Origin of the sequence: Pseudomonas sp. DP-17, from assembly GCF_022380625.1 — a bacterium.
Lineage (GTDB): Bacteria > Pseudomonadota > Gammaproteobacteria > Pseudomonadales > Pseudomonadaceae > Pseudomonas > Pseudomonas nitroreducens_A.
In genome coordinates this window covers 164,074-182,118 of record NZ_JAKSXG010000009.1, presented here as the reverse complement: position 1 = coordinate 182,118, position 18,045 = coordinate 164,074, and the positions used below count along the sequence as shown (strand labels likewise).

16 protein-coding genes are annotated in these 18,045 nt (G+C 67.1%); 12 read left to right on the top strand and 4 right to left on the bottom strand.

Annotated elements, in window-relative coordinates; genetic code table 11:
* The first annotated feature begins 76 nt into the window (after window positions 1–76).
* Window positions 77–511 (top strand): CBS domain-containing protein, encoded by a 435-nt coding sequence (locus MJ122_RS15330; protein WP_081518744.1) that lies wholly within the window; start codon window positions 77–79, stop codon window positions 509–511.
* Between the two features lie 16 nt (window positions 512–527).
* On the opposite strand, the gene MJ122_RS15325 is transcribed toward MJ122_RS15330, so the two are convergent.
* The gene (locus tag MJ122_RS15325; RefSeq protein ID WP_239744724.1) at window positions 528–1,265 is read right to left on the bottom strand and encodes a metallophosphoesterase; all 738 of its coding nucleotides are present in this window, start codon (window positions 1,263–1,265) and stop codon (window positions 528–530) included.
* Window positions 1,266–1,324: 59 nt separating this feature from the next.
* The gene (locus tag MJ122_RS15320) at window positions 1,325–2,230 is read right to left on the bottom strand and encodes a LysR family transcriptional regulator (protein ID WP_239744723.1); all 906 of its coding nucleotides are present in this window, start codon (window positions 2,228–2,230) and stop codon (window positions 1,325–1,327) included.
* A gap of 118 nt (window positions 2,231–2,348) precedes the next feature.
* Between MJ122_RS15320 and MJ122_RS15315 the strand changes: the two genes are divergently transcribed.
* The 4 genes from MJ122_RS15315 (at window position 2,349) to MJ122_RS15300 (ending at window position 7,519) form a co-directional block, all read left to right on the top strand.
* The gene (locus tag MJ122_RS15315) at window positions 2,349–2,882 is read left to right on the top strand and encodes an ester cyclase (RefSeq protein ID WP_088415856.1); all 534 of its coding nucleotides are present in this window, start codon (window positions 2,349–2,351) and stop codon (window positions 2,880–2,882) included.
* Window positions 2,883–2,893: 11 nt separating this feature from the next.
* Complete coding sequence (locus MJ122_RS15310) at window positions 2,894–3,895, top strand: polysaccharide deacetylase family protein (protein ID WP_239744722.1); 1,002 nt, start codon at window positions 2,894–2,896, stop codon at window positions 3,893–3,895.
* 307 nt (window positions 3,896–4,202) lie between these two features.
* Complete coding sequence (locus MJ122_RS15305) at window positions 4,203–6,428, top strand: TonB-dependent receptor (RefSeq protein WP_239744721.1); 2,226 nt, start codon at window positions 4,203–4,205, stop codon at window positions 6,426–6,428.
* 14 nt (window positions 6,429–6,442) lie between these two features.
* The gene (locus MJ122_RS15300; protein ID WP_239744720.1) at window positions 6,443–7,519 is read left to right on the top strand and encodes an ABC transporter substrate-binding protein; all 1,077 of its coding nucleotides are present in this window, start codon (window positions 6,443–6,445) and stop codon (window positions 7,517–7,519) included.
* Window positions 7,520–8,009: 490 nt separating this feature from the next.
* On the opposite strand, the gene MJ122_RS15295 is transcribed toward MJ122_RS15300, so the two are convergent.
* Window positions 8,010–8,741, bottom strand: coding sequence for a class II aldolase/adducin family protein (locus MJ122_RS15295; RefSeq protein WP_239744719.1), 732 nt, complete (start codon window positions 8,739–8,741; stop codon window positions 8,010–8,012).
* A 339-nt stretch (window positions 8,742–9,080) separates the two neighbouring features.
* Between MJ122_RS15295 and MJ122_RS15290 the strand changes: the two genes are divergently transcribed.
* The 7 genes from MJ122_RS15290 (at window position 9,081) to MJ122_RS15260 (ending at window position 16,008) form a co-directional block, all read left to right on the top strand.
* Window positions 9,081–10,235 carry an LLM class flavin-dependent oxidoreductase gene (locus MJ122_RS15290; RefSeq protein WP_045213251.1) on the top strand — a complete coding sequence of 385 codons (1,155 nt, stop codon included), beginning with the start codon at window positions 9,081–9,083 and terminating at the stop codon, window positions 10,233–10,235.
* Between the two features lie 17 nt (window positions 10,236–10,252).
* The gene (locus tag MJ122_RS15285; protein WP_239744718.1) at window positions 10,253–11,308 is read left to right on the top strand and encodes an ABC transporter substrate-binding protein; all 1,056 of its coding nucleotides are present in this window, start codon (window positions 10,253–10,255) and stop codon (window positions 11,306–11,308) included.
* A gap of 91 nt (window positions 11,309–11,399) precedes the next feature.
* Window positions 11,400–12,455 carry an ABC transporter substrate-binding protein gene (locus MJ122_RS15280; protein ID WP_239744717.1) on the top strand — a complete coding sequence of 352 codons (1,056 nt, stop codon included), beginning with the start codon at window positions 11,400–11,402 and terminating at the stop codon, window positions 12,453–12,455.
* A complete protein-coding gene (locus MJ122_RS15275) occupies window positions 12,442–13,653 on the top strand; it encodes an MFS transporter (protein WP_239744716.1) in 1,212 nt (403 codons plus the stop codon). The genes MJ122_RS15280 and MJ122_RS15275 overlap by 14 nt, the downstream gene beginning before the upstream one ends.
* Window positions 13,654–14,415: an ABC transporter permease gene (locus MJ122_RS15270; protein WP_239744715.1), complete on the top strand. Its 762-nt coding sequence runs from the start codon at window positions 13,654–13,656 to the stop codon at window positions 14,413–14,415. It begins immediately after the preceding gene.
* Complete coding sequence (locus MJ122_RS15265; protein WP_239744714.1) at window positions 14,412–15,173, top strand: ABC transporter permease; 762 nt, start codon at window positions 14,412–14,414, stop codon at window positions 15,171–15,173. Before MJ122_RS15270 ends, MJ122_RS15265 begins: the two co-directional genes overlap by 4 nt.
* A 40-nt stretch (window positions 15,174–15,213) precedes the next feature.
* Window positions 15,214–16,008: an ABC transporter ATP-binding protein gene (locus MJ122_RS15260; RefSeq protein WP_239744863.1), complete on the top strand. Its 795-nt coding sequence runs from the start codon at window positions 15,214–15,216 to the stop codon at window positions 16,006–16,008.
* 263 nt (window positions 16,009–16,271) lie between these two features.
* On the opposite strand, the gene sulP is transcribed toward MJ122_RS15260, so the two are convergent.
* Window positions 16,272–17,909 (bottom strand): sulfate permease, encoded by a 1,638-nt coding sequence (gene sulP / locus MJ122_RS15255; RefSeq protein ID WP_239744713.1) that lies wholly within the window; start codon window positions 17,907–17,909, stop codon window positions 16,272–16,274.
* Window positions 17,910–18,045: the final 136 nt, after the last annotated feature.

Here is an 18,045-nt window from a genome sequence, read left to right as displayed (position 1 = left end):
TTGCCGGATCGCATTTCGTCCACGATTCTCTATGAACCACGGGCATCGCGCCGTGAACAACGAACAGGGGGTACGAATGAAGACTGTGGCTCAGCTGTTGAACGCCAAGGCGGACCAGCAGGTTTACACCATCGCCCCGGATGCGCTGGTGATCGATGCACTGCGCCTGATGGCGGAGAAGAACCTCGGCGGCCTGCCGGTGGTCGAGGCCAACCAGCTGGTCGGCTTCTTCAGCGAGCGCGATTATGCCCGGCGCCTGGCGCTCAAGGGGCGCAACTCGGAAGACACGCCGATCAGCGCAGTGATGACCGCGCCGGTGATCACCGTGGATACCCACCTGAACGTCGACAAGTGCATGGGCATCATGACCGAGCGCCACCTGCGCCACCTGCCGGTGGTGGAGAACGGCGAGCTGCTCGGGCTGCTTTCCATCGGCGACCTGGTGAAGGCTGCCATCGCCGAACAGGCCGAACTGATCCAGCAACTGGAGCAGTACATCCGCGGCGAGTGACCGCGCCGGCGGCCGTTCAGCGTACGGCCGCCGTTTCCACCTTGCCGCTATGCATGTCGACGAGGCTCAGGCAGCCGTCGGCGTAGCCGCTGCCCGTGTCGATGTAGTGGGTGTTGCCCAGCGGGCGCACGGTGCTCTGCGCGGTATGGCCGACGTACAGGCGTTCCAGCCCGGCAATGACGGTGGCGTCTTCCTTCTCGATCCGCGTGCGTGCCCACATGGCCAGGCCAACGGCATTGCGCCGGGCGCTATCGCCCAACTCGCCGGCCAGTGCGGCAACGCCGCTGTCCCAGTCTGGAAAGGCCGGTGAGACCGGCGCCTCGGCATGCACGATGCCGGCGCGCCGCCCCTCCCCCAGTTCGACTTCGATCACCAGCGGCAACTGCTGCAACCGCCGGGCGATGCGCTCGCGGGTTACCGGCGTGAGCTTGTACAACCAGGCGCCGCCATTGCGGAAGTGCAGGTCGCGGTCATCGCCGGCCAGAACCACGTCGATCACCAGTTGCTCGTGGTTGCCGCGCACCGAGGCGAACCAGGGCTTGGCCAGCCAGTCGAGCACCTGCGGAGAATAGGGCCCACGGTCCACCAGGTCGCCGGCGGCGAACAGGCGGTCGGCGGCGGTATCGAATGTCACCCGTTCCAGCAGGCGTTCGAGCAGTTCGAAATGGCCGTGCACATCCCCCACCACGAAATCGCGGCCGCGCAGGTTGCGCGCGAAGCGTTGCAGGGGGCGTTCCGGCAGGAGGGTATTCATTGCCAACTCCAGGTCGTACGTGACCTCACTTTACCAGCAGCGAGCCGGTCCCAGAGCCGTTACGACGAAAGTTCCGGCCTCTCGCCCAACTGCTCGCGGAGAAATTCGATGAAGGCACGGACCCTGGGCGGTACATGCCGGGCATAGGGGTAGAGTGCATGCAGCGGCGCACTGGGCACGCGGTAATCCGGCAACACCCGTCGCAAGCGGCCGGCGGCGATGTCCTCGCCCACGTCCCAGATCGATTTCAAGGCGATGCCGCCAGCGGCGAGCAGCCACGCATGCACGGCACCGCCATCATTGCTCAACAGGCTGGCCTGCACCCGCACGGCGATGCGCTCACCATCGGCGGCAACGAATCGCCACTCGCTGCGGGGCTGTTCGCCATTGACGATACAGCGATGACGCAGCAGCTCGGCCGGATGTGCCGGTTCGCCCCGTGCCTCCAGGTACGCAGGCGCCGCGCACAGTACACGGTAGTTGTCCGCCAGTGGCCGCGCGATGAGCGACGAATCCTCCAGCGCACCGACCCGCACGGCCATGTCCAGCCCGCCTTCGAGCAGGTCGATCAGGCTGTCGCTCAGTTCCAGCTGCACCGACAGTTGTGGATGAAGCTGCTGGAATCGCGCCAGCAGCGGGGCGATCCAACGGCGACCGAAGTCGATCGGCGCGGTCAGGCGCAACAGGCCATCGATACTCTCGCGCCGGCGCGAGATCAGTGCGTTCGCCGCATCCACCTCCGCCAGGATACGCAGCACCTGGGCATGGAACAGCACCCCCTCTTCGGTCAACACCTGTCTGCGAGTCGTGCGCTGCAACAGGCGCACACCCAGGCTGCCTTCCAGTTGGGCCAGGCGCTTGCTGATCACCGCCAGGGACACATCCAGCTCGCGCGCCGCAGCGGACAAGCTGCCAGCGCTGACGATCCGGTCGAAGGCCACGAGATTGACGAGGTTATCGATCATTCGACCAACTCTTCACGAAACAGAAAGAATGCATCGACGTATCTAGCGTATTTCCATCGATACCAGCAACAGAGAATGACGGCCACCGCGCCTCGAAGCGCCCTGACCGGAGTTCGCCATGCCTCACCTTCGTCCCCTGCTTGCCACCCTTGCCCTGCTCGCCGCCGGCTCGGCCATCGCCGCCAGCCCGCCCCTGCTGGAGCCCGGGCAGCTGATTGCCGACGCATCGCTGCCCAAGCCCCGGCTCGATGCGCAGATTCTCGCCGCACGCCGCTACGCCACGTTCTGGGACAGCGGCGACCCTGCACTCGCTCACCAGGCGTTGGCCGAGAGCTTCACCGACCGCACCCTGCCCGCCGGTCGACCACAAGGGATCGAGGGACCGCTGAAGGCCTCGGCCATGATGAAGGCCGCGATCCCCGACCTGCATTGCCGTATCGAGCAGATGCTGGTGACGGGCGATCGCGTGGTCCTGCACCTGCGCTTCAGCGGCCGCTTCACCGGCCCCTTCCTTGGCCACCAGGGCGCCGGACAGGCCGTGGACTTCATCGCCACCGACATCTATCGCATCGCCGACGGCCGCATCACCGACAACTGGCACATCGAAGACAACCTCAGCCTGCTACGCCAACTCGGCGTGGTATCGAACTGACGGAGGCCACCATGACTACCGAGCACAATGGCCTCGGCCGCCGAAGCTTCATCACCCAGGTCGGCACCGGCGTCGGCGTCATCGCCGCCGGCATGGCACTGGGCGCAGGCTCGGCCGGCGCGGCGACGCCACCCCTAAGCAGCAAAGCCACCGCCAACGGACGCTTCTGGCCCGGCGGCATCCGCCTGGTCATCTCCATCTCCATGCAGTTCGAAGCAGGTGGCCAGCCGCTCAAGGGCACCGACAGCCCCTTCCCCCGCGTGGACTTCCCTGACAGCGTCCCCGCCGACGCCGCCGCCAACAGCTGGTTCGCCTACGGCTACCGCGAGGGCATCCCGCGCATGCTCGACCTCTGGGATCGCCACGGGATCAAGGTGACCTCGCACATGATCGGCGAAGCCGTCCGACACAGCCCCGACCTGGCGCGGGAAATCGTCCGGCGCGGGCACGAGGCCGCCGCCCATGGTCCGCGCTGGAGTTCCCAGTACGCCATGAGCCGCGACGAGGAGCGCGCCTTCCTCGTCGCCGCCCGCGACATGGTGGAGGAAGTCACCGGCCAGCGCCCCCAGGGCTACAACTGCAACTGGCTGAGGCGCGGGCCCAATACCCTGTCGCTGCTGCAGGAGCTGGGCTACCGCTATCACATCGACGACCTCAGCCGCGACGAGCCATTCATCGAGCCCGTGAACGGCCGGGACTTCGTGGTGGTGCCCTACACCCTGCGCAACAACGACATCCTGCTGGTGGAGGGGCGCAACTACTCGCCCAGCCAGTTCCTCGAACAGATCAAGCTGGAATTCGATCAGCTCTACCAGGAAGCCGCCGGGCGGCGACGGATGATGTCCCTCAGCGCCCATGACCGCATCAGCGGTACGCCACAGATGGTTCGCGCCTGGGACGCCTTCCTGGAGTACGCGAAGCGCCATCCGGGCGTCGCCTTCCTGCGCAAGGACGAAATCGCCCGGATCACGCTGGAGAGCCCGCAAAGCCTGCGCGAAAGCGAGGTCATCTGAGCCACCGCCCTGCGCGTTCCGCGCAGGGCCTTTCCCTTGCTGCCGCGCTGCTGCCCAGGCAGCGATACGCCAGCACGGGCTGCTTCCCCAGCAGCACAGAAGCCACACGAAACAAGAAATTCCCTTATAGATCAATACATTGAGATCAACCCCAAAAGCGGTACGGATGTTGCGATAGCCCCTGCAAGCCAACCGGCCTTATCACGCGTGAGCCAGCACAAGAGCAGCGCAATAACAGCTAGATGCCTTGCGGCGACGACCGAGCACCACAGAGCCGGCCGTCCTTTCGCCGCCCCCTGGGGACACCATGTTCAAACGCAGCACCCTTTCCCTCGCCATCGTCCTGAGTCTGGGGGGACTGGCCAGCCAGAACGCCGTGGCGGACGACAGCGACACCCGGCCGAACAACGACAGCAGTGCCGCGCCCACCCTGGGCAAGGTGGTGGTCACCGCGCAGAAGCGCGAGGAGTCGGTGCAGGAAGTGCCGGCGCCGATCACCGTGCTCAGCGGCGAGAAGATCCGCGACGCCTCGCTGCAATCGGCCAACGAAGTGACCCGCTACACGCCCAACGCCTCGGCGGGCACCACCGACGGCCACGGCCGCCCGCGCTGGTGGATTCGCGGCCTGGGCACGGGCGATCAGGGCGCCAACACCGTCAGCCCGATCGGCATCTACGTCGACGACGTGTACATCGCCAACATCAGCGCCACCGGCTTCCCGCTGTTCGACCAGGAGCGCGTGGAAGTGCTGCGCGGCCCGCAGGGCACGCTGTGGGGCAAGAACACCACGGGCGGTGCGATCAACTTCATCTCGCGCAAGCCGACCTTCAGCCCCGAGGGCTATTTCAAGGTCGACATCGGCAACTACGCCAACCGCATCGTCGAGGGCGCGGTGAGCGACGCGCTGGTGGACGACAAGCTGGCCGGGCGGCTGTCCTTCCACCACCAGGGCCGCGACGGCTACACCGAGAACATCAATGACGGCGACGACCAGGGCGCGCTGGAAGACGACGCCGTGCGCCTGCAACTGGCCGCGCGGGTGAACGACAACCTCGACGCCAACCTCAACGTCCACGCCCGCCACTACCACGACACCGCCAGCTACAACACCGTGAGCTACGGCACCCGCCCGAACGGCACCAACCAGTTCGGCTATTCCATCGACCCGAAGCTGGGCAAGGCCAACTTCAACGCCAAGTACCAGGCCGAGATCGACCAGGCCGGCAGCAACCTCAACCTGGTCTGGCAGTTGGGCGAGCTGGAACTGACCTCCATCACCGCCTTCGAGCACTTCACCCGCGACGGCTGGACCGACAGCGACAATACCCCGCAGGAACTGCAGCGCAGCTACAGCTATGCCGACAGCCAGCAGTGGTCGCAGGAACTGCGCCTGGCTTCGCCGCGCACCGACCGGCTGAACTGGGTGCTGGGCTTCCACTACTTCAACGAGGACCTGCAATCGAAGAACGCCAACGCGGCCCTGCCCAACGTCTACATCCCCAGCTACTACAACAACGTCAGCTACGACCAGCAGACCGAGAGCTACGCCATCTTCGGCAGCACCACCTACAACTTCACCGACGACTTCAGCCTGACCGCCGGCCTGCGCTGGACCCGCGAGACCAAGGACATCGACCTGGAGCGCCTGGTCAACCGTGGCACGGCGCGCTTCGGCGACGGCCACTGGTGGCAGCCGGGCAACATCGAGTCGCCGCTGATCGTCAACGCCACCCAGGACGAGAGCAACACCTGGAGCGACTACAGCTGGGACCTGACCCCGGAGTACCGCATCTCCGACAACGCCCGCGCCTACTTCCGCTATGCCCGCGGCTTCCGTTCCGGCGGCTACAACGCCGGCGTCACCAGCCAGGCCACGGTGGCCAAGGTCGACCCGGAATACCTCACCTCCTATGAGCTGGGCCTGAAGTCGGAGTGGTTCGACGGTCGCCTGAATGCCAACGCCAGCGTCTTCTACTACGACTACAAGGACATCCAGCTCAACATCGTCACCGCGGTGAACAACCAGACCGTCTCGCGCCTGGCCAACGGCGCCCAGGGCGAGGCCTACGGCGCCGAGTTCGAGCTCGAAGCCATCCCGGTGCAGAACCTCCACCTCAACTTCGGCCTGGGCCTGCTGCACACCGAGTTCACCGATTACACCTCCGGCCCGAACGACTACTCCGGCAACCACTTCGTCCGCGCGCCGAACGTCTCGGCAGTGATCGGCGCCGACTACCGCATCCCGCTCAACGTCGGCGGCGCGGTGGTGCTGGGCACCGACTGGAATACCCGCAGCCGCCAGTACTTCTTCACCAACGACCAGAGCCAGAACATGCGCACCGGCGGCTACACCCTGGGCAACGCGCGGGTGACCTACGAGCTGCCGGGCGAAACCACGCGCATCACCGCCTACGTGAACAACCTCACCGACAAGGAATACCGCAACCACACCCTGCCCACTGGCTACCAGACGGCGGCCGTCATGTACGGCGACCCGCGCACCTTTGGCGTCTCGGTCACTACCGACTTCTGAGCGAGGTAATTCCCATGAACCTTCTGCATCGCGCGCTGCGCCGGCTGCTGCCGGTCGCCGCCGCGCTGCTCGCAGGCCACGCCCTGGCCGCCGAGCAACCGACCACCCTGCGCATCGCCACGGTGGCCTACGCCAACGCGGGCCAGATCACCTTCAACGGCCCCGCCTCGGTGATCGACCGCGACAAGTGGCTGGAACAGCAACTGGCCCAGCGCAACATCAAGCTCGAGTGGGTGCCCGCCACCACCGGCTCGGTGGGCACCTTCGTCAATGAAGAATTCGCCAACCGGCGCATCGACTTCGCCTTCTACGGCGACCTGCCGTCGATCATCGCCAACGCCTCGGGCGTGCAGACCCAGCTGATCGTCCCCGGCGGCATCGGCAACAACGTCTACCTGGTGGTGCCGCCGGGCTCCACGGCGAAATCCATCGCCGACCTCAAGGGCAAGCGCATCGCCCTGCACCGTGGCCGGCCGTGGGAGCTGTCGTTCGCCAAGCTGCTGGAAGCCAATCACCTTCGCTTCGAAGACTTCCGCATCTTCAACCTCAACCCGCAGGCCGGCGCCGCCGCGCTGAGCGCCGGACGGGTGGATGCCTTCTTCACCCTGAGCGATGCCTTCCTGCTGGAAGACAAGCAGGTCGGCCGCATCATCTGGTCGAGCAAGGAGGCGCCGGCGGACTGGAAGATGCGCGCCGAAGTGTGGGGTGCGCGGGACTTCGTCAAGGACCACCCCGACCTCACCCAACTGGTGGTGGACGCCTACCTGAAGGCGGCGTGGTGGGTCTCCCAGGACACCAACCAGGCGGCGTACCAGGAAGCGCAATCGCGCTCGGGCGTGCCGGTGAGCGTGCTGCAGCGCGAGGTCTCCGGCGAGCCGTGGCCCGCGCACTTTTCCCCTCTCTACGACGACGCCCTGCGCCAGCACTACACCGACGGCATCGCCTACAGCCTGAAGGCGAAACTGATCCGCAATGCGGTGAAGGTGGAGGATCTGCTGGAACCGAAGTTCGTCAAGCAGGGCTTGAAAAACCTGCAGCTGGAGAGCTTCTGGCAGCGCAATGCCGGGCCTTCCGTCGCTGCCAAACCATGACCTGTGCGTAGGAGCGGACTCCGTCCGCGATAGATTGCCGGCTGCTCGGAGCTGGCCTGTTGTCCATCGCGGACGAAGTCCGCTCCTACGCCAACCGGTACGACAGCGCCGGCCTGTCGGCGCAAGATCGCGGGCATGGCCCGCTCCTACAGGGAGCCTCCGCATGAACCTGTAGGAGCGAGCCACGCTCGCGAACCGCCGGCAGGGCCGGCGACGGTGAGCACCGCATCGGCGTACACCTGCCCGCCGAGATACGACCTTCGGGGATTTCGCGGACAAGGTCCGCTCCTACGCCGGCGGGCACGATGGCGCTGGCCCGGCGGCGCGCGGTCGCGGGCATGGCCCGCTCCTACAGGGAGCCTCCGCATGTAACTGTAGGAGCGAGCCATGCTCGCGAACCAAAACCCGGCGCTCCCCCGGTGCCACGAAAAACACAGCTCCGCCCACAAAAAAGCCCTCGCAAGAGGGCTTTTTCATGCCGGGACGAAACTCAGGCCGCCGCTTCCAGCAGCTTCTGCCCCTGCTCCCAGAGGCCGGTCATCCTCCACTGCTGCTCCAGCACGCCGGGGCCGAATTCCTGGGAGCCGCCGAGGCCTTCGGCGAGACCCTGGAAGTAGGCGCCTTCCTCGATCAGCAGGATCAGCTTGGACGCCTTGATCAGGTCCTCGCCCCAGAAGGTCGCGCCGCCGTTGGCTTCGAGGATGGCCGGGGTGTGCGGGTTCTCGGCGATCCTGTCGAGGATGAACAGCGGCTCGGGCTGGCGACGGTCGATGTAAATCGGCAGCTCGCGGGCCAGGGTCACGCGCTGGGAGGCGGCGTAGCGGATCGGCAGCACGCGGTGGGCGCTGGCCCAGCCGCCGAGGTAGGGCGTGTGGACGTGGATCACCACGTTGATTTCCGGGCGCGCCTGGAAGATCGCCGCGTAGCGCTTGCCGTTGCCGCCCGCGCCACGGCCACTGAGCGGGGTCGCGCCGGGGATGCTTTCGTCGAGGATCACCTCGCCGTCCCAGGTGGCGATCACCGCGCGGATTTCCTGGTCGTCGGCCCAGGGGTTAGGCGCATGGACGGCGATCACCTGGTCGCTGTCGGGCACCCGCACGTAGGCCTGGTAGGTGTTGGTGGCGGTGAGGGTGCGGCTTTCCTTGAGCACGCGGAAGGCCTTGGCGAAATCGCGGCGGACCTGTTCGAGCTGGCGGGCGAGTTGCGGATCGAGGGTGGACATGGAATGCCTCCTGGCAGTCGGGGATGGGCGAACCGCGTGGCGGTGTTCCAGTGACTGAGCAGGACTTGTGCCATTCGAAAATATTCAACTAAATCAGCAAATTACGAACAGCAAGGACAACCAGGAAGGCTCAAACAACCCGAATTCTGGCGAAATTGCTGCCCGCCCAGCATCCCCTGCTGCCGCACTGCTGCTGTACAGACAAACGCCCTGCTGCCAGAGCAGCACGCCAGCCTGAAAGCCTCGCCCCGCGCGGCCTGCAGCCTTTGGGCACAGCCCTTGCTCAAGACCCTGCACGAGCAGCACGACGCTGCCCCCGCCAAGCAAAGGAGCAAGCCCATGAGCACCGAATTCTTCTGGCGACTGCCGCTGGGCAGCGACGGTCCCTATCTCGCCTCGGACAAGAACAACCGCGGCAGCCACATCGAGCGCCCCGGCAACATCGCCCCGGGCCGCCTGCCCAATGGCGAGCCGGACGGCTTCACCTACATCGACTACATCGCCCAGGTGGCCAAGGCCGCCGAGATCGCCGGTTTCGAGGGCGCGCTGCTGCCCACCGGCCCGGAGCCGTGGATCGCCGCCGCCGCCCTGGCCCGCGAGACCCGCCGGATCAAGTTCCTGATCGCCTTCCAGGCCGCCTGGACCCTGCCGGCCTACGCCGCGCAGCAGGCAGCGATCCTCCAGCACCTGTCCCGCGACCGCCTGGAGTGGAACATCATCACCGGCGGCAATCCCGCCAGCCAGCGCGCAAACGGCGACTTCCTCGAGCACGACAAGCGCTACCAGCGCACCGGCGAGTTCCTCGACATCATCGACGGGCTATGGAAGAACGAGCAGTTCTCCTACCAGGGCGATATCTACCAGCTGGAGAACGGCTCGCTGCCCATCGCGCTGCGCAACGTGCGCAAGCCGGGCGTGTACTTCTCCGGCTTCTCCGACCCCGCGCTGGACGTCGCGGCGAAACACGCCGACGTTTACCTGAACTGGGCCGAACCCATCGACAAGCTCAAGCCGCACCTGGAACGCGTGCGCGAGCTGGCCGACAAGCAGGGCCGCGAGATCCGCTTCGGCATCCGCATCGACCTGTTCGCCCGCGAGACCGAAGAGGCCGCCTGGAGCGAACTGCGCCGCCAGTACGAGCGCATCGACGCGCGCACCAGCGCCTTCATCAAGAACTTCGCCACCGGTTCGGATTCCGTCGGTGCCGCGCGGCAGACCGCCTACCACCAGAACGTCGAGCGCTTCGACGACCTGATCCTCGGCCCCAACCTCTGGGCCGGCTTCGGCAAGGCCAAGCCGGGACCGACCATAGGTCTCGTCGGCAGCCACGAGAACGTCGCCGAACGCCTCGCCGAATACCGCGACGCCGGTTTCTCCACCTTCATCCTCGCCGGCAATCCGCACCTGGAAGAAGCCCTGCGCATCGGCCAGGAAGTCCTGCCGCTGGTGCAGGGCAAACGCGCCGACGTCCACGAACTCAAGGCCCGCGCCTGAGCCACAAGGAGCTGAACATGTCCCGACCCCTCGACACCCTCTGGTACACCCGTTGCCCGGTTCCCACGGGCCTTGGCATCGCCGTGCAGAAAGGCTGGCTGGAAGAAGCCCTGGCCGAGCAGGGCACGCAGATCAAGTCGCTGCGCGAGTCTTCCGACCAGGCAGTGCGCGAGTCGCACTTCGACCACACCCTGCAGAACTCGGTGCGCCACGGCGGCAATATCCCGGCCATCTGGGCCCGCGCCAGCGGCCGCGAGACCCGCGTGATCGGCCTGTCCTGGGCCGATGAAGCGCAGCTGATCCTGACCACCGCCGAGAGCGGCATCCGCACCGTGCGCGACCTCAAGGGCCGGCGCTTCGGCCTGCCGGACTGGAGCGGCGCGCAGATCGACTTCACCCGCGCCCAGGCCATCCGCGGCCTGGAAAACGCCCTGCGCCTGGAAGGCCTGGAAGTGCGAGACGTCGAGCTGGTGGACTTCGGCCTGAAGGGTACTTTCAGCGATGAGGCGCCGAGCAACATCGTCGGCATCACCGGCCACGGCGGCCGCCGTCGCGGCGGGCAGAACCCGGAACTGGTCGGCCTGCTGCGCGGCGAAGTGGATGCGATCTTCCTCAAGGGCGCCCACGCCGTGCAGCTGGCGCAGCAGTTCGGCCTGCACACGGTGATCGACACCGGCGCCCATCCGGAGCCGCTGATCCGCGCCAACAACGGCACGCCGCGCACCCTGAGCGTCGACCTCAACCTGCTGGAGCAGCACCCCGACGCCGCCACCGCGATCCTCGCCTCGGTGCTGCGCGCCGAAGACTGGGCGCACCAGCACCCGGACGACACCCGCCGCTACCTGGCGCGGGAAACCAACAGCAGCGAATTCTGGGTCGCCAGCGCCTATGGCGAGGATGCCCACCTGCGCCTGCGCACCAACCTGGACGAAGGCTCGATCCTCGCCCTGCAGGACTTCACCGACTTCCTGCAGCGCTGGAACTTCATACCGGCGCGCTTCGACGTGCGCGAATGGATCGACCCGCGCCCGCTGGAAGCCCTGCGCAGCCGCCTGGCACAGAAGACCGGCTGATCAACGTCACGAGGGCGAGCCCTCTCCCCCAGCCCCTCTCCGCCCTCTCAACAAGCTGGGGGAGAGGGGAGCCATTGAACTCCGAGTCCCCATGAGCACACCGCTGGAAACCCTCTGGTACACCCACAGTCCCGTTCCCACGGGCCTCGGCATTGCCGTCGAGTCCGGGCGCCTGGCCCAGGCCTTCCGCCCGTTCGGTACGCGCATCCAGTCGCTGCGCGAGTCGTCCGAGCGCGAGGTACGCGAAGCGCATTTCGACCATCACCTGCCCTGCTCCGTCCGCCACGGCGGCAACATCCCGGCCCTCTGGGCCCGAGCCAGCGGCGCGCGCACACGGGTGATCGGGCTGTCGTGGAGCGACGAGGTGCAGTTGATCGTCAGCGCGCCGGACAGCGGCGTGCGCAGCATCCGCGACCTGCGCCATCGGCGCTTCGGCCTGCCGAAGTGGGCCAACGTGCAGATCGACTTCACCCGCGCCCAGAGCCTGCGCGGCCTGGAAAACGCCCTGCGCCTGGAAGGCCTGGAGGTACGCGACGTCGAACTGGTGGACTACCCCTACGGCGGTACCTTCAGCGACGACCCGGTGCGCCACGTGTTCGGTGCCCAGGTAGCGCTCAAGGGCAACCGCGTGGTGCAGCGCAACAACGAACTGATCGGCCTGCTGCGCGGGGACATCGACGCGATCTTCCTCAAGGGCGCCCACGGCCTGCAGCTGGCCCACGAATTCGGCCTGCACGTGGTGATGGACGTCGGCTCGCACCCCGAGCCATTGGTGCGCTCCAACATCGGCACGCCACGCACCCTGACCGTCGACCAGCAACTGCTGGACGAGCACTTCGACGCCGCCGTGCGGGTGCTCGATACCGTGCTGCGCGCCGAGCAATGGGCCTGGGCACACCCGGAAGAAACTCGTCGTTTCCTCGCCCGCGAGCTGAACACCAGCGAGTTCTGGGTCGCCAGCGCCTACGGCGAAGACGCGCACCTGCGCCTGCAGACCAACCTCGCCGAGCGCTCGATCAACGCGCTACGCGATCTCACCGCGTTCCTCCAGCGCTGGGACTTCATCGGCGACAACTTCAGCGTCGACGACTGGATCGACCCGCGTCCGCTGGAAGCCCTGCTGGGGAAGATCGATGTCGCCATCTAGCCCGGCGCGGCCCGCCGCCTTCCTGCTCAACTTCATGCTGCTGGCGGCCTTCAGCGGCGCCACCATCGGCATGGCGAAGATCGTCACCACGCTCTACGCCATCAGCATCGGTGCCAACGCCATGCAGATCGGCATCATCTCGGCCATGGAGGCCCTGGGCATGGTGATCCTCACCCTGCCCGCCGGCTTCGTCATCGCCCGCTTCGGCGCGCGCCGGGTGTACTTCCTCGCCAGCCTCGGGCCGATGCTGCTGAACCTGGCCATCCCGCTGTTCGGCGGCTGGTTGTGGCTGGCCGCTGCGCGCCTGCTGATCGGCCTGTGCATCCCGTTCCGCATCGTCGCCATGAACAGCGCCTTCCTGCGCCAGCTCAAGCGCATCGGCAACGACAAGGCCGGCTGGTACCGCGGCTCGCTGACCCTGGGCATGGGCCTGCTCGGGCCGCTGCTGGGCAACTGGCTGAGCGGCGCGGCGAGCTTCACCTGGGGCTTTGCCGCCATCGGCCTGTGCTTCGGCCTGATGGCCTTCTACAGCCTCGGCTTCTGGGAAGGCGAAGCGCCCAGCGACGATGTGCCCGTGGCCGCCGCCACCGGCGGCCTGCTGCAGCAGGTCGGCGTCATGCTGGCCAACGTCGAGATCGCCGAGAGCTGCCTGGTCGAGCTGCTCAGCGCCGCTACCAGCGCGCTGTTCGGCACCTTCATCCTGCTGCTGGCGATGGAAGTCGCCGGCCTCTCGCAAGGCCAGGCGGTGAGCCTGGTGATGATCCAGGGGCTGGCCTCGGTGCTCGGCCTGTTCGGTTTCGGCTACCTGATCGAGCGCAACGGCCGCAAGCTGGCCTATGTCGGCAGTCTCGGCGCAGCGCTGGCCGCCCTGCTGCTGCTCGGCATCGCCCGCGATTACTGGCTGCTGGCCCTGGGCGGCGTGCTGCTCAGCGCGGCGGCGGCGCTGATCCACCTGGTGAACATGGCCCAACTGGGCGAGCACGCCATGGACAAGAGCAAGATATCCGGACTGTTCAACCTCGCGTCCATGTCCGGCAGTTTTTCCGGAGCGCTGCTCGGCGGGGCGATCAGCCACGTCGTCGGGCTGGGCAACCTGTTCCTCTGCTGGATTCCCCTGGTGCTGCTGGCCGCGCTGTTCTGCTGGCAACGCAAGCTGCGCCGCCAAGCCACCGGGCCATTGCTTGGACAGGAGGGCTGAATGCTAAACCGTACCTTTGATCGCCTGAGCTGGTTCGCCTCGCCGCTGCTCCTCCTGCTGGCTTGGTTCCTTGCCGCGCGCGCCGGCTGGTTCCCGCCGCAACTGCTGGTGCCACCAGCGGAAGTCTGGGCCAGCTTCCGCGACCTGCTGGCCAGCGGCGAGCTGCGCGAGCACGTGGTGAACAGCCTGTCGCGCCTGGCCATCGGTTTCTCCATCGGTGCCGTCGGCGGGCTGCTGTTCGGCACCGCCATGGCGCTGTCGAAGACCGTGGAAGCCTACTGCGCGCCGCTGTTCCACACCCTGCGCCAGGTGCCGTCGATCGCGCTGATCCCGATGTTCATCCTGTTCTTCGGTGTGGAAGAAACCTTCAAGGTGCTGATCGTCACCAAGGCCGCCTTCTTCCCCGTAGCGCTGGCCGCCAGCGAGGGCGTGAAGGGCATTCCGCGCGGCTACTTCGAGGTCGCCAGCGTGTACCGCCTGCCGCTGTGGAGCCTGCTGCGCGACGTCGCCTTCCCCGCCGCCGCGCCGCCCATCGTCACCGGTCTGCGCATCAGCCTGAGCCGCGCCTGGATGGTGCTGGTGGCCGCCGAACTGCTCGCCGCCGACAGCGGCCTGGGGCAGATGATCGAGCTGAGCCGGCAGATGCTGCGCATCGACATCGTGATGGTCGGCGTGGTGGTCACCGGCGCCATCGGCTTCATCCTCGACTTCGCCTTCCGCCTGCTGGAGAAGCGCCTGCTGCGCTGGAGACCGACGCCATGATCCGAGTTCTCAAGAGCCTTCGCGGGCTGCTGTTGCCGGCCCTGCTGATTGCCGCCTGGCACTGGCAGTCGCAACAGGGCGCCAGCGCCGCCTATGCCTTCGTGCCGCTGGAGCGCATCGGCGCCGGCTTCGTCGAGCTGATCCAAACCGGCGAACTGCGGCTGAGCGTGTCCGCCAGCCTGCAGCGCACCTGCCTGGGCCTGATGCTGGGCGTGCTCGCGGGTTTCGCGCTGGGCGCCGGCATGGCCTTGTCGAAGCCCCTGGAGCGGCTGTTCGCGCCGCTGTACCACACCATCCGCCAGGTACCGATCCTTGGCCTGATCCCGCTGATCGCCCTGTGGTTCGGCAGCGGCGAGCCGTCCAAGGTGCTGATCGTCAGCCTCGCCGCCTTCTACCCGATGACGCTGAACGCCTTCGAGGGCTTCCGCGACGTGGAGAAGCGCTACCGCGAAGTCGGCCGCCTGTATGCCTTCGGCCCCTGGCAGCAGTTCCGCGAAGTGCTGCTGCCCGGCGCCCTGCCCAGCCTGAGCAATGGCGTGCTGCACGCGCTGGCCTTCGCCTGGGTCAGCTCGGTGGGCTGCGAGCTGTTCCTCTCCACCGGCATGGGCCTGGGCAACCTGATGATGAACGCCGAGACCGGCTCGCGCATGGAGATCGTGGTGATCGGCGTGCTCAGCATCGGCCTGCTCGGCTACGCCATGAACCAGCTGTTCGCCCGCGCCGCGCGCCACTTGCTGCGCTGGCGCAACCTGCGCTAGCTCTTCTCGAATTCGGCCTTTTGCCATGAGTGCCCAGACCATGAACGCGATCCTCGACCCCGCTCTCCTTCCGGCCCAGCAGGCGCAGCGCGGCGCGCTCGCCATCCAGGGCCTGAGCAAGGCCTATTCCATCGACGGGCGCAGCCTGCCGGTATTGGAGAACATCGACCTGGCGGTGCGCCCCGGCGAGTTCGTCAGCATCGTCGGCGCCAGCGGCTGCGGCAAATCCTCGCTGCTGCGGCTGATCGTCGGCCTGGAGAACGACTATAGCGGGCGCATCCTGCTCGACGGCCAGCCGGTGACCGGCACCAGCCTGGAGCGCGGCATCGTGTTCCAGGACCACCGCCTGTTCCCCTGGAAGACCGTGGAAGACAACGTCGCCCTGGCGCTGAAGAACCAGAAGCTCAGCCGCGCCGAGAAGCGCGAGCGGGTCGCCGAGCACCTGGAACTGGTGGGCCTGACCGGTTTCGAGCAGGCCTATCCGCACCAGCTCTCCGGCGGCATGGCGCAGCGCGCCGCCATCGCCCGCGCGCTGATCACCCGGCCCAAGGTGCTGCTGCTGGACGAACCCTTCGGCGCCCTCGACGCCCTCACCCGCGTGCGCCTGCAACACGAGCTGCAGCGCATCTGGGTGCAGCAGCGCAGCACCATGATCATGGTCACCCACGACGTGGAAGAGGCGCTGTACCTGGGTGACCGGGTGATCGTCATGGACGCGCGGCCGGGGCGGATCCGCCACGAGGTGCGGGTGGACCTGCCGCATCCGCGCGAGCGCGGTGCACCGCTGCTGGCGAAGCTCAAGGAGGAACTGTTGGCGGAGCTGATGCAGGGCTGATCGTTGGGTAGGAGCGGACTCCGTCCGCGATCGGTCCGCATCGCGCCGGATTCGCGGACGGAGTCCGCTCCTACGCGATCTGTCAGCTCGCAGCGATGGCTTGCCCTCTCCCTAACCCTGGCTGCGCGCCCCGCTCCGAAGGGAGAGGGGACTGTTCGGCTTCAAGCGAAACTCCGAGCACGCCGGTAACGCCGATCTGCTCCCTCTCCCTTCAGGGAGAGGGCTGGGGAGAGGGTGCCAAACCAACGCACCCAATCCTCCCGTTACTGATCCACACCCGCCGCCAACGCCGCCGGGAAATCCGGGTGATACCCCGCGCCGATCTCCTCCAGCACGCCGGCCTTGCGCAGCTTGCCCAGCACCCGCGCATTGGCCTCGCACAGGCGCACTTCGATGCCCCGCCGCTGCAGTTGTTCGATCACTTCCTGCAGCGTCTGCAGGCCGGTGATGTCCATGAACGGAACGTGGCGCAGACGAATGATCAGCACCTTCGGGTCGGTGTGGGTCTTGGCCAGCGCGCGCTCGAAGGTTTCCGCCGCGCCGAAGAACAGCGGCCCTTCGATGCTGTAGACCAGCACGCCGGGCGGCAGCTCGCCGAGGCCGCGGCCGCGCAGCTCCACGTCCAGCTCCGGGCCTTCGTCGGCATGCACGTCCACCGACGACGCCATGCGCCGCAGGAAGTGCAGCATGGCGAGGATCACACCGATGTTCACCGCGATCACCAGGTCGCTGAACACCGTGAGCAGGAAGGTCACCAGCAGGATGGCCACGTCGGCGCGCGGCGCGCGCTTGAGCATGAACAGGAAGTGCCGCGCCTCGCTCATGTTCCAGGCCACCACGAAGAGGATCGCCGCCAGCGCACAGAGCGGAATGTTCGAAGCCAGCGGCGCGAGGAACAGCAGGATCAACACCAGGGTCGCGGCATGGGTGACGCCGGCCAGCGGACTGTTGCCACCGTTGCGGATGTTGGTCGCAGTGCGGGCGATGGCGCCGGTGGCGGCGAAGCCGCCGAACAGCGGGGTGACCAGGTTGGCGATGCCCTGGCCGATCAGTTCCTGGTTGGAGTCATGGCGGGTGCCGGCCATGCCGTCGGCGACCACCGCCGAAAGCAGCGACTCGATGGCGCCGAGCATGGCGATGGCGAAGGCCGGGCCGATCAGTTCGAGCACGCGCGGCAGGGTCACTTCCGGCAGGCTGAAGCTGGGCAGCCCCTGTGGGATGCCGCCGAAGGCGCTGCCAATGGTGGCCACGCCGTCGAAATGGAACAGCGACTGGATGGCCGTCACCACCACCATCGCCACCAGCGGGCCGGGAACCCGGCGCAGCGCGGCGATACGCGGGGTGAACAGCACCAGCGCCAGGCTCAGCAATGCCAGCAGCGTCGTCGCCAGGTGCAGGTGTGGCAGCGCCTGGATCAAATGCCAGAGCTTCTGGTGGAAGTGCTCGCCGGTCACCGCCGGCAGGCCGAAGAAGTCCTTCCACTGGCCGACCCAGATGATCACCCCGATCCCGGCGGTGAAGCCGACGATCACCGGCGAGGGGATGAAGCGGATGATGCTGCCCAGGCGGCTGACGCCCAGCAGCACGAGGATCCCGCCAGCCATCAGCGTGGCGATCTGCAGGCCGTCCACACCGTATTTCGCGGTGACGCCGGCAAGGATGACGATGAAGGCACCGGTGGGCCCGGCGATCTGCACGCGGCTGCCGCCCAGCAGCGAGACCAGGGCACCGGCGAAGATCGCCGTGTAGATGCCCTGCTCGGGCTTCACCCCGCTGGCAATCGCGAAGGCCATGGCCAGCGGTAGCGCAACCACCCCGACTATGACGCCTGCCACCAGGTTGCGCGTCCAATGCTCACGGCCGAAGAGTCCGGCCTTCCAGGCTTCTCGCAGGGCGATCATCACAGTCTCCGACGGGATAACGATGCTGGATGCTAGCAGGACCGACACCGGAACGAACTGGCGCAGGTCATGAGTGTGGCGTGCTGTCGCAGGCAGAACAAAGTGAACAAAATATTGCACAACCTTGATGACGCGC

Excerpts from the sequence above, each read along its gene's own strand:
- MJ122_RS15330 (WP_081518744.1), top strand. The coding sequence starts at position 77 with ATGAAGACTGTGGCTCAGCTGTTGAACGCCAAGGCGGACCAGCAGGTT.
- MJ122_RS15325 (WP_239744724.1), bottom strand. The coding sequence starts at position 1,265 with ATGAATACCCTCCTGCCGGAACGCCCCCTGCAACGCTTCGCGCGCAAC.
- MJ122_RS15320 (WP_239744723.1), bottom strand. The coding sequence starts at position 2,230 with ATGATCGATAACCTCGTCAATCTCGTGGCCTTCGACCGGATCGTCAGC.
- MJ122_RS15315 (WP_088415856.1), top strand. The coding sequence starts at position 2,349 with ATGCCTCACCTTCGTCCCCTGCTTGCCACCCTTGCCCTGCTCGCCGCC.
- MJ122_RS15310 (WP_239744722.1), top strand. The coding sequence starts at position 2,894 with ATGACTACCGAGCACAATGGCCTCGGCCGCCGAAGCTTCATCACCCAG.
- MJ122_RS15305 (WP_239744721.1), top strand. The coding sequence starts at position 4,203 with ATGTTCAAACGCAGCACCCTTTCCCTCGCCATCGTCCTGAGTCTGGGG.
- MJ122_RS15300 (WP_239744720.1), top strand. The coding sequence starts at position 6,443 with ATGAACCTTCTGCATCGCGCGCTGCGCCGGCTGCTGCCGGTCGCCGCC.
- MJ122_RS15295 (WP_239744719.1), bottom strand. The coding sequence starts at position 8,741 with ATGTCCACCCTCGATCCGCAACTCGCCCGCCAGCTCGAACAGGTCCGC.
- MJ122_RS15290 (WP_045213251.1), top strand. The coding sequence starts at position 9,081 with ATGAGCACCGAATTCTTCTGGCGACTGCCGCTGGGCAGCGACGGTCCC.
- MJ122_RS15285 (WP_239744718.1), top strand. The coding sequence starts at position 10,253 with ATGTCCCGACCCCTCGACACCCTCTGGTACACCCGTTGCCCGGTTCCC.
- MJ122_RS15280 (WP_239744717.1), top strand. The coding sequence starts at position 11,400 with ATGAGCACACCGCTGGAAACCCTCTGGTACACCCACAGTCCCGTTCCC.
- MJ122_RS15275 (WP_239744716.1), top strand. The coding sequence starts at position 12,442 with ATGTCGCCATCTAGCCCGGCGCGGCCCGCCGCCTTCCTGCTCAACTTC.
- MJ122_RS15270 (WP_239744715.1), top strand. The coding sequence starts at position 13,654 with ATGCTAAACCGTACCTTTGATCGCCTGAGCTGGTTCGCCTCGCCGCTG.
- MJ122_RS15265 (WP_239744714.1), top strand. The coding sequence starts at position 14,412 with ATGATCCGAGTTCTCAAGAGCCTTCGCGGGCTGCTGTTGCCGGCCCTG.
- MJ122_RS15260 (WP_239744863.1), top strand. The coding sequence starts at position 15,214 with ATGAACGCGATCCTCGACCCCGCTCTCCTTCCGGCCCAGCAGGCGCAG.
- sulP (WP_239744713.1), bottom strand. The coding sequence starts at position 17,909 with ATGATCGCCCTGCGAGAAGCCTGGAAGGCCGGACTCTTCGGCCGTGAG.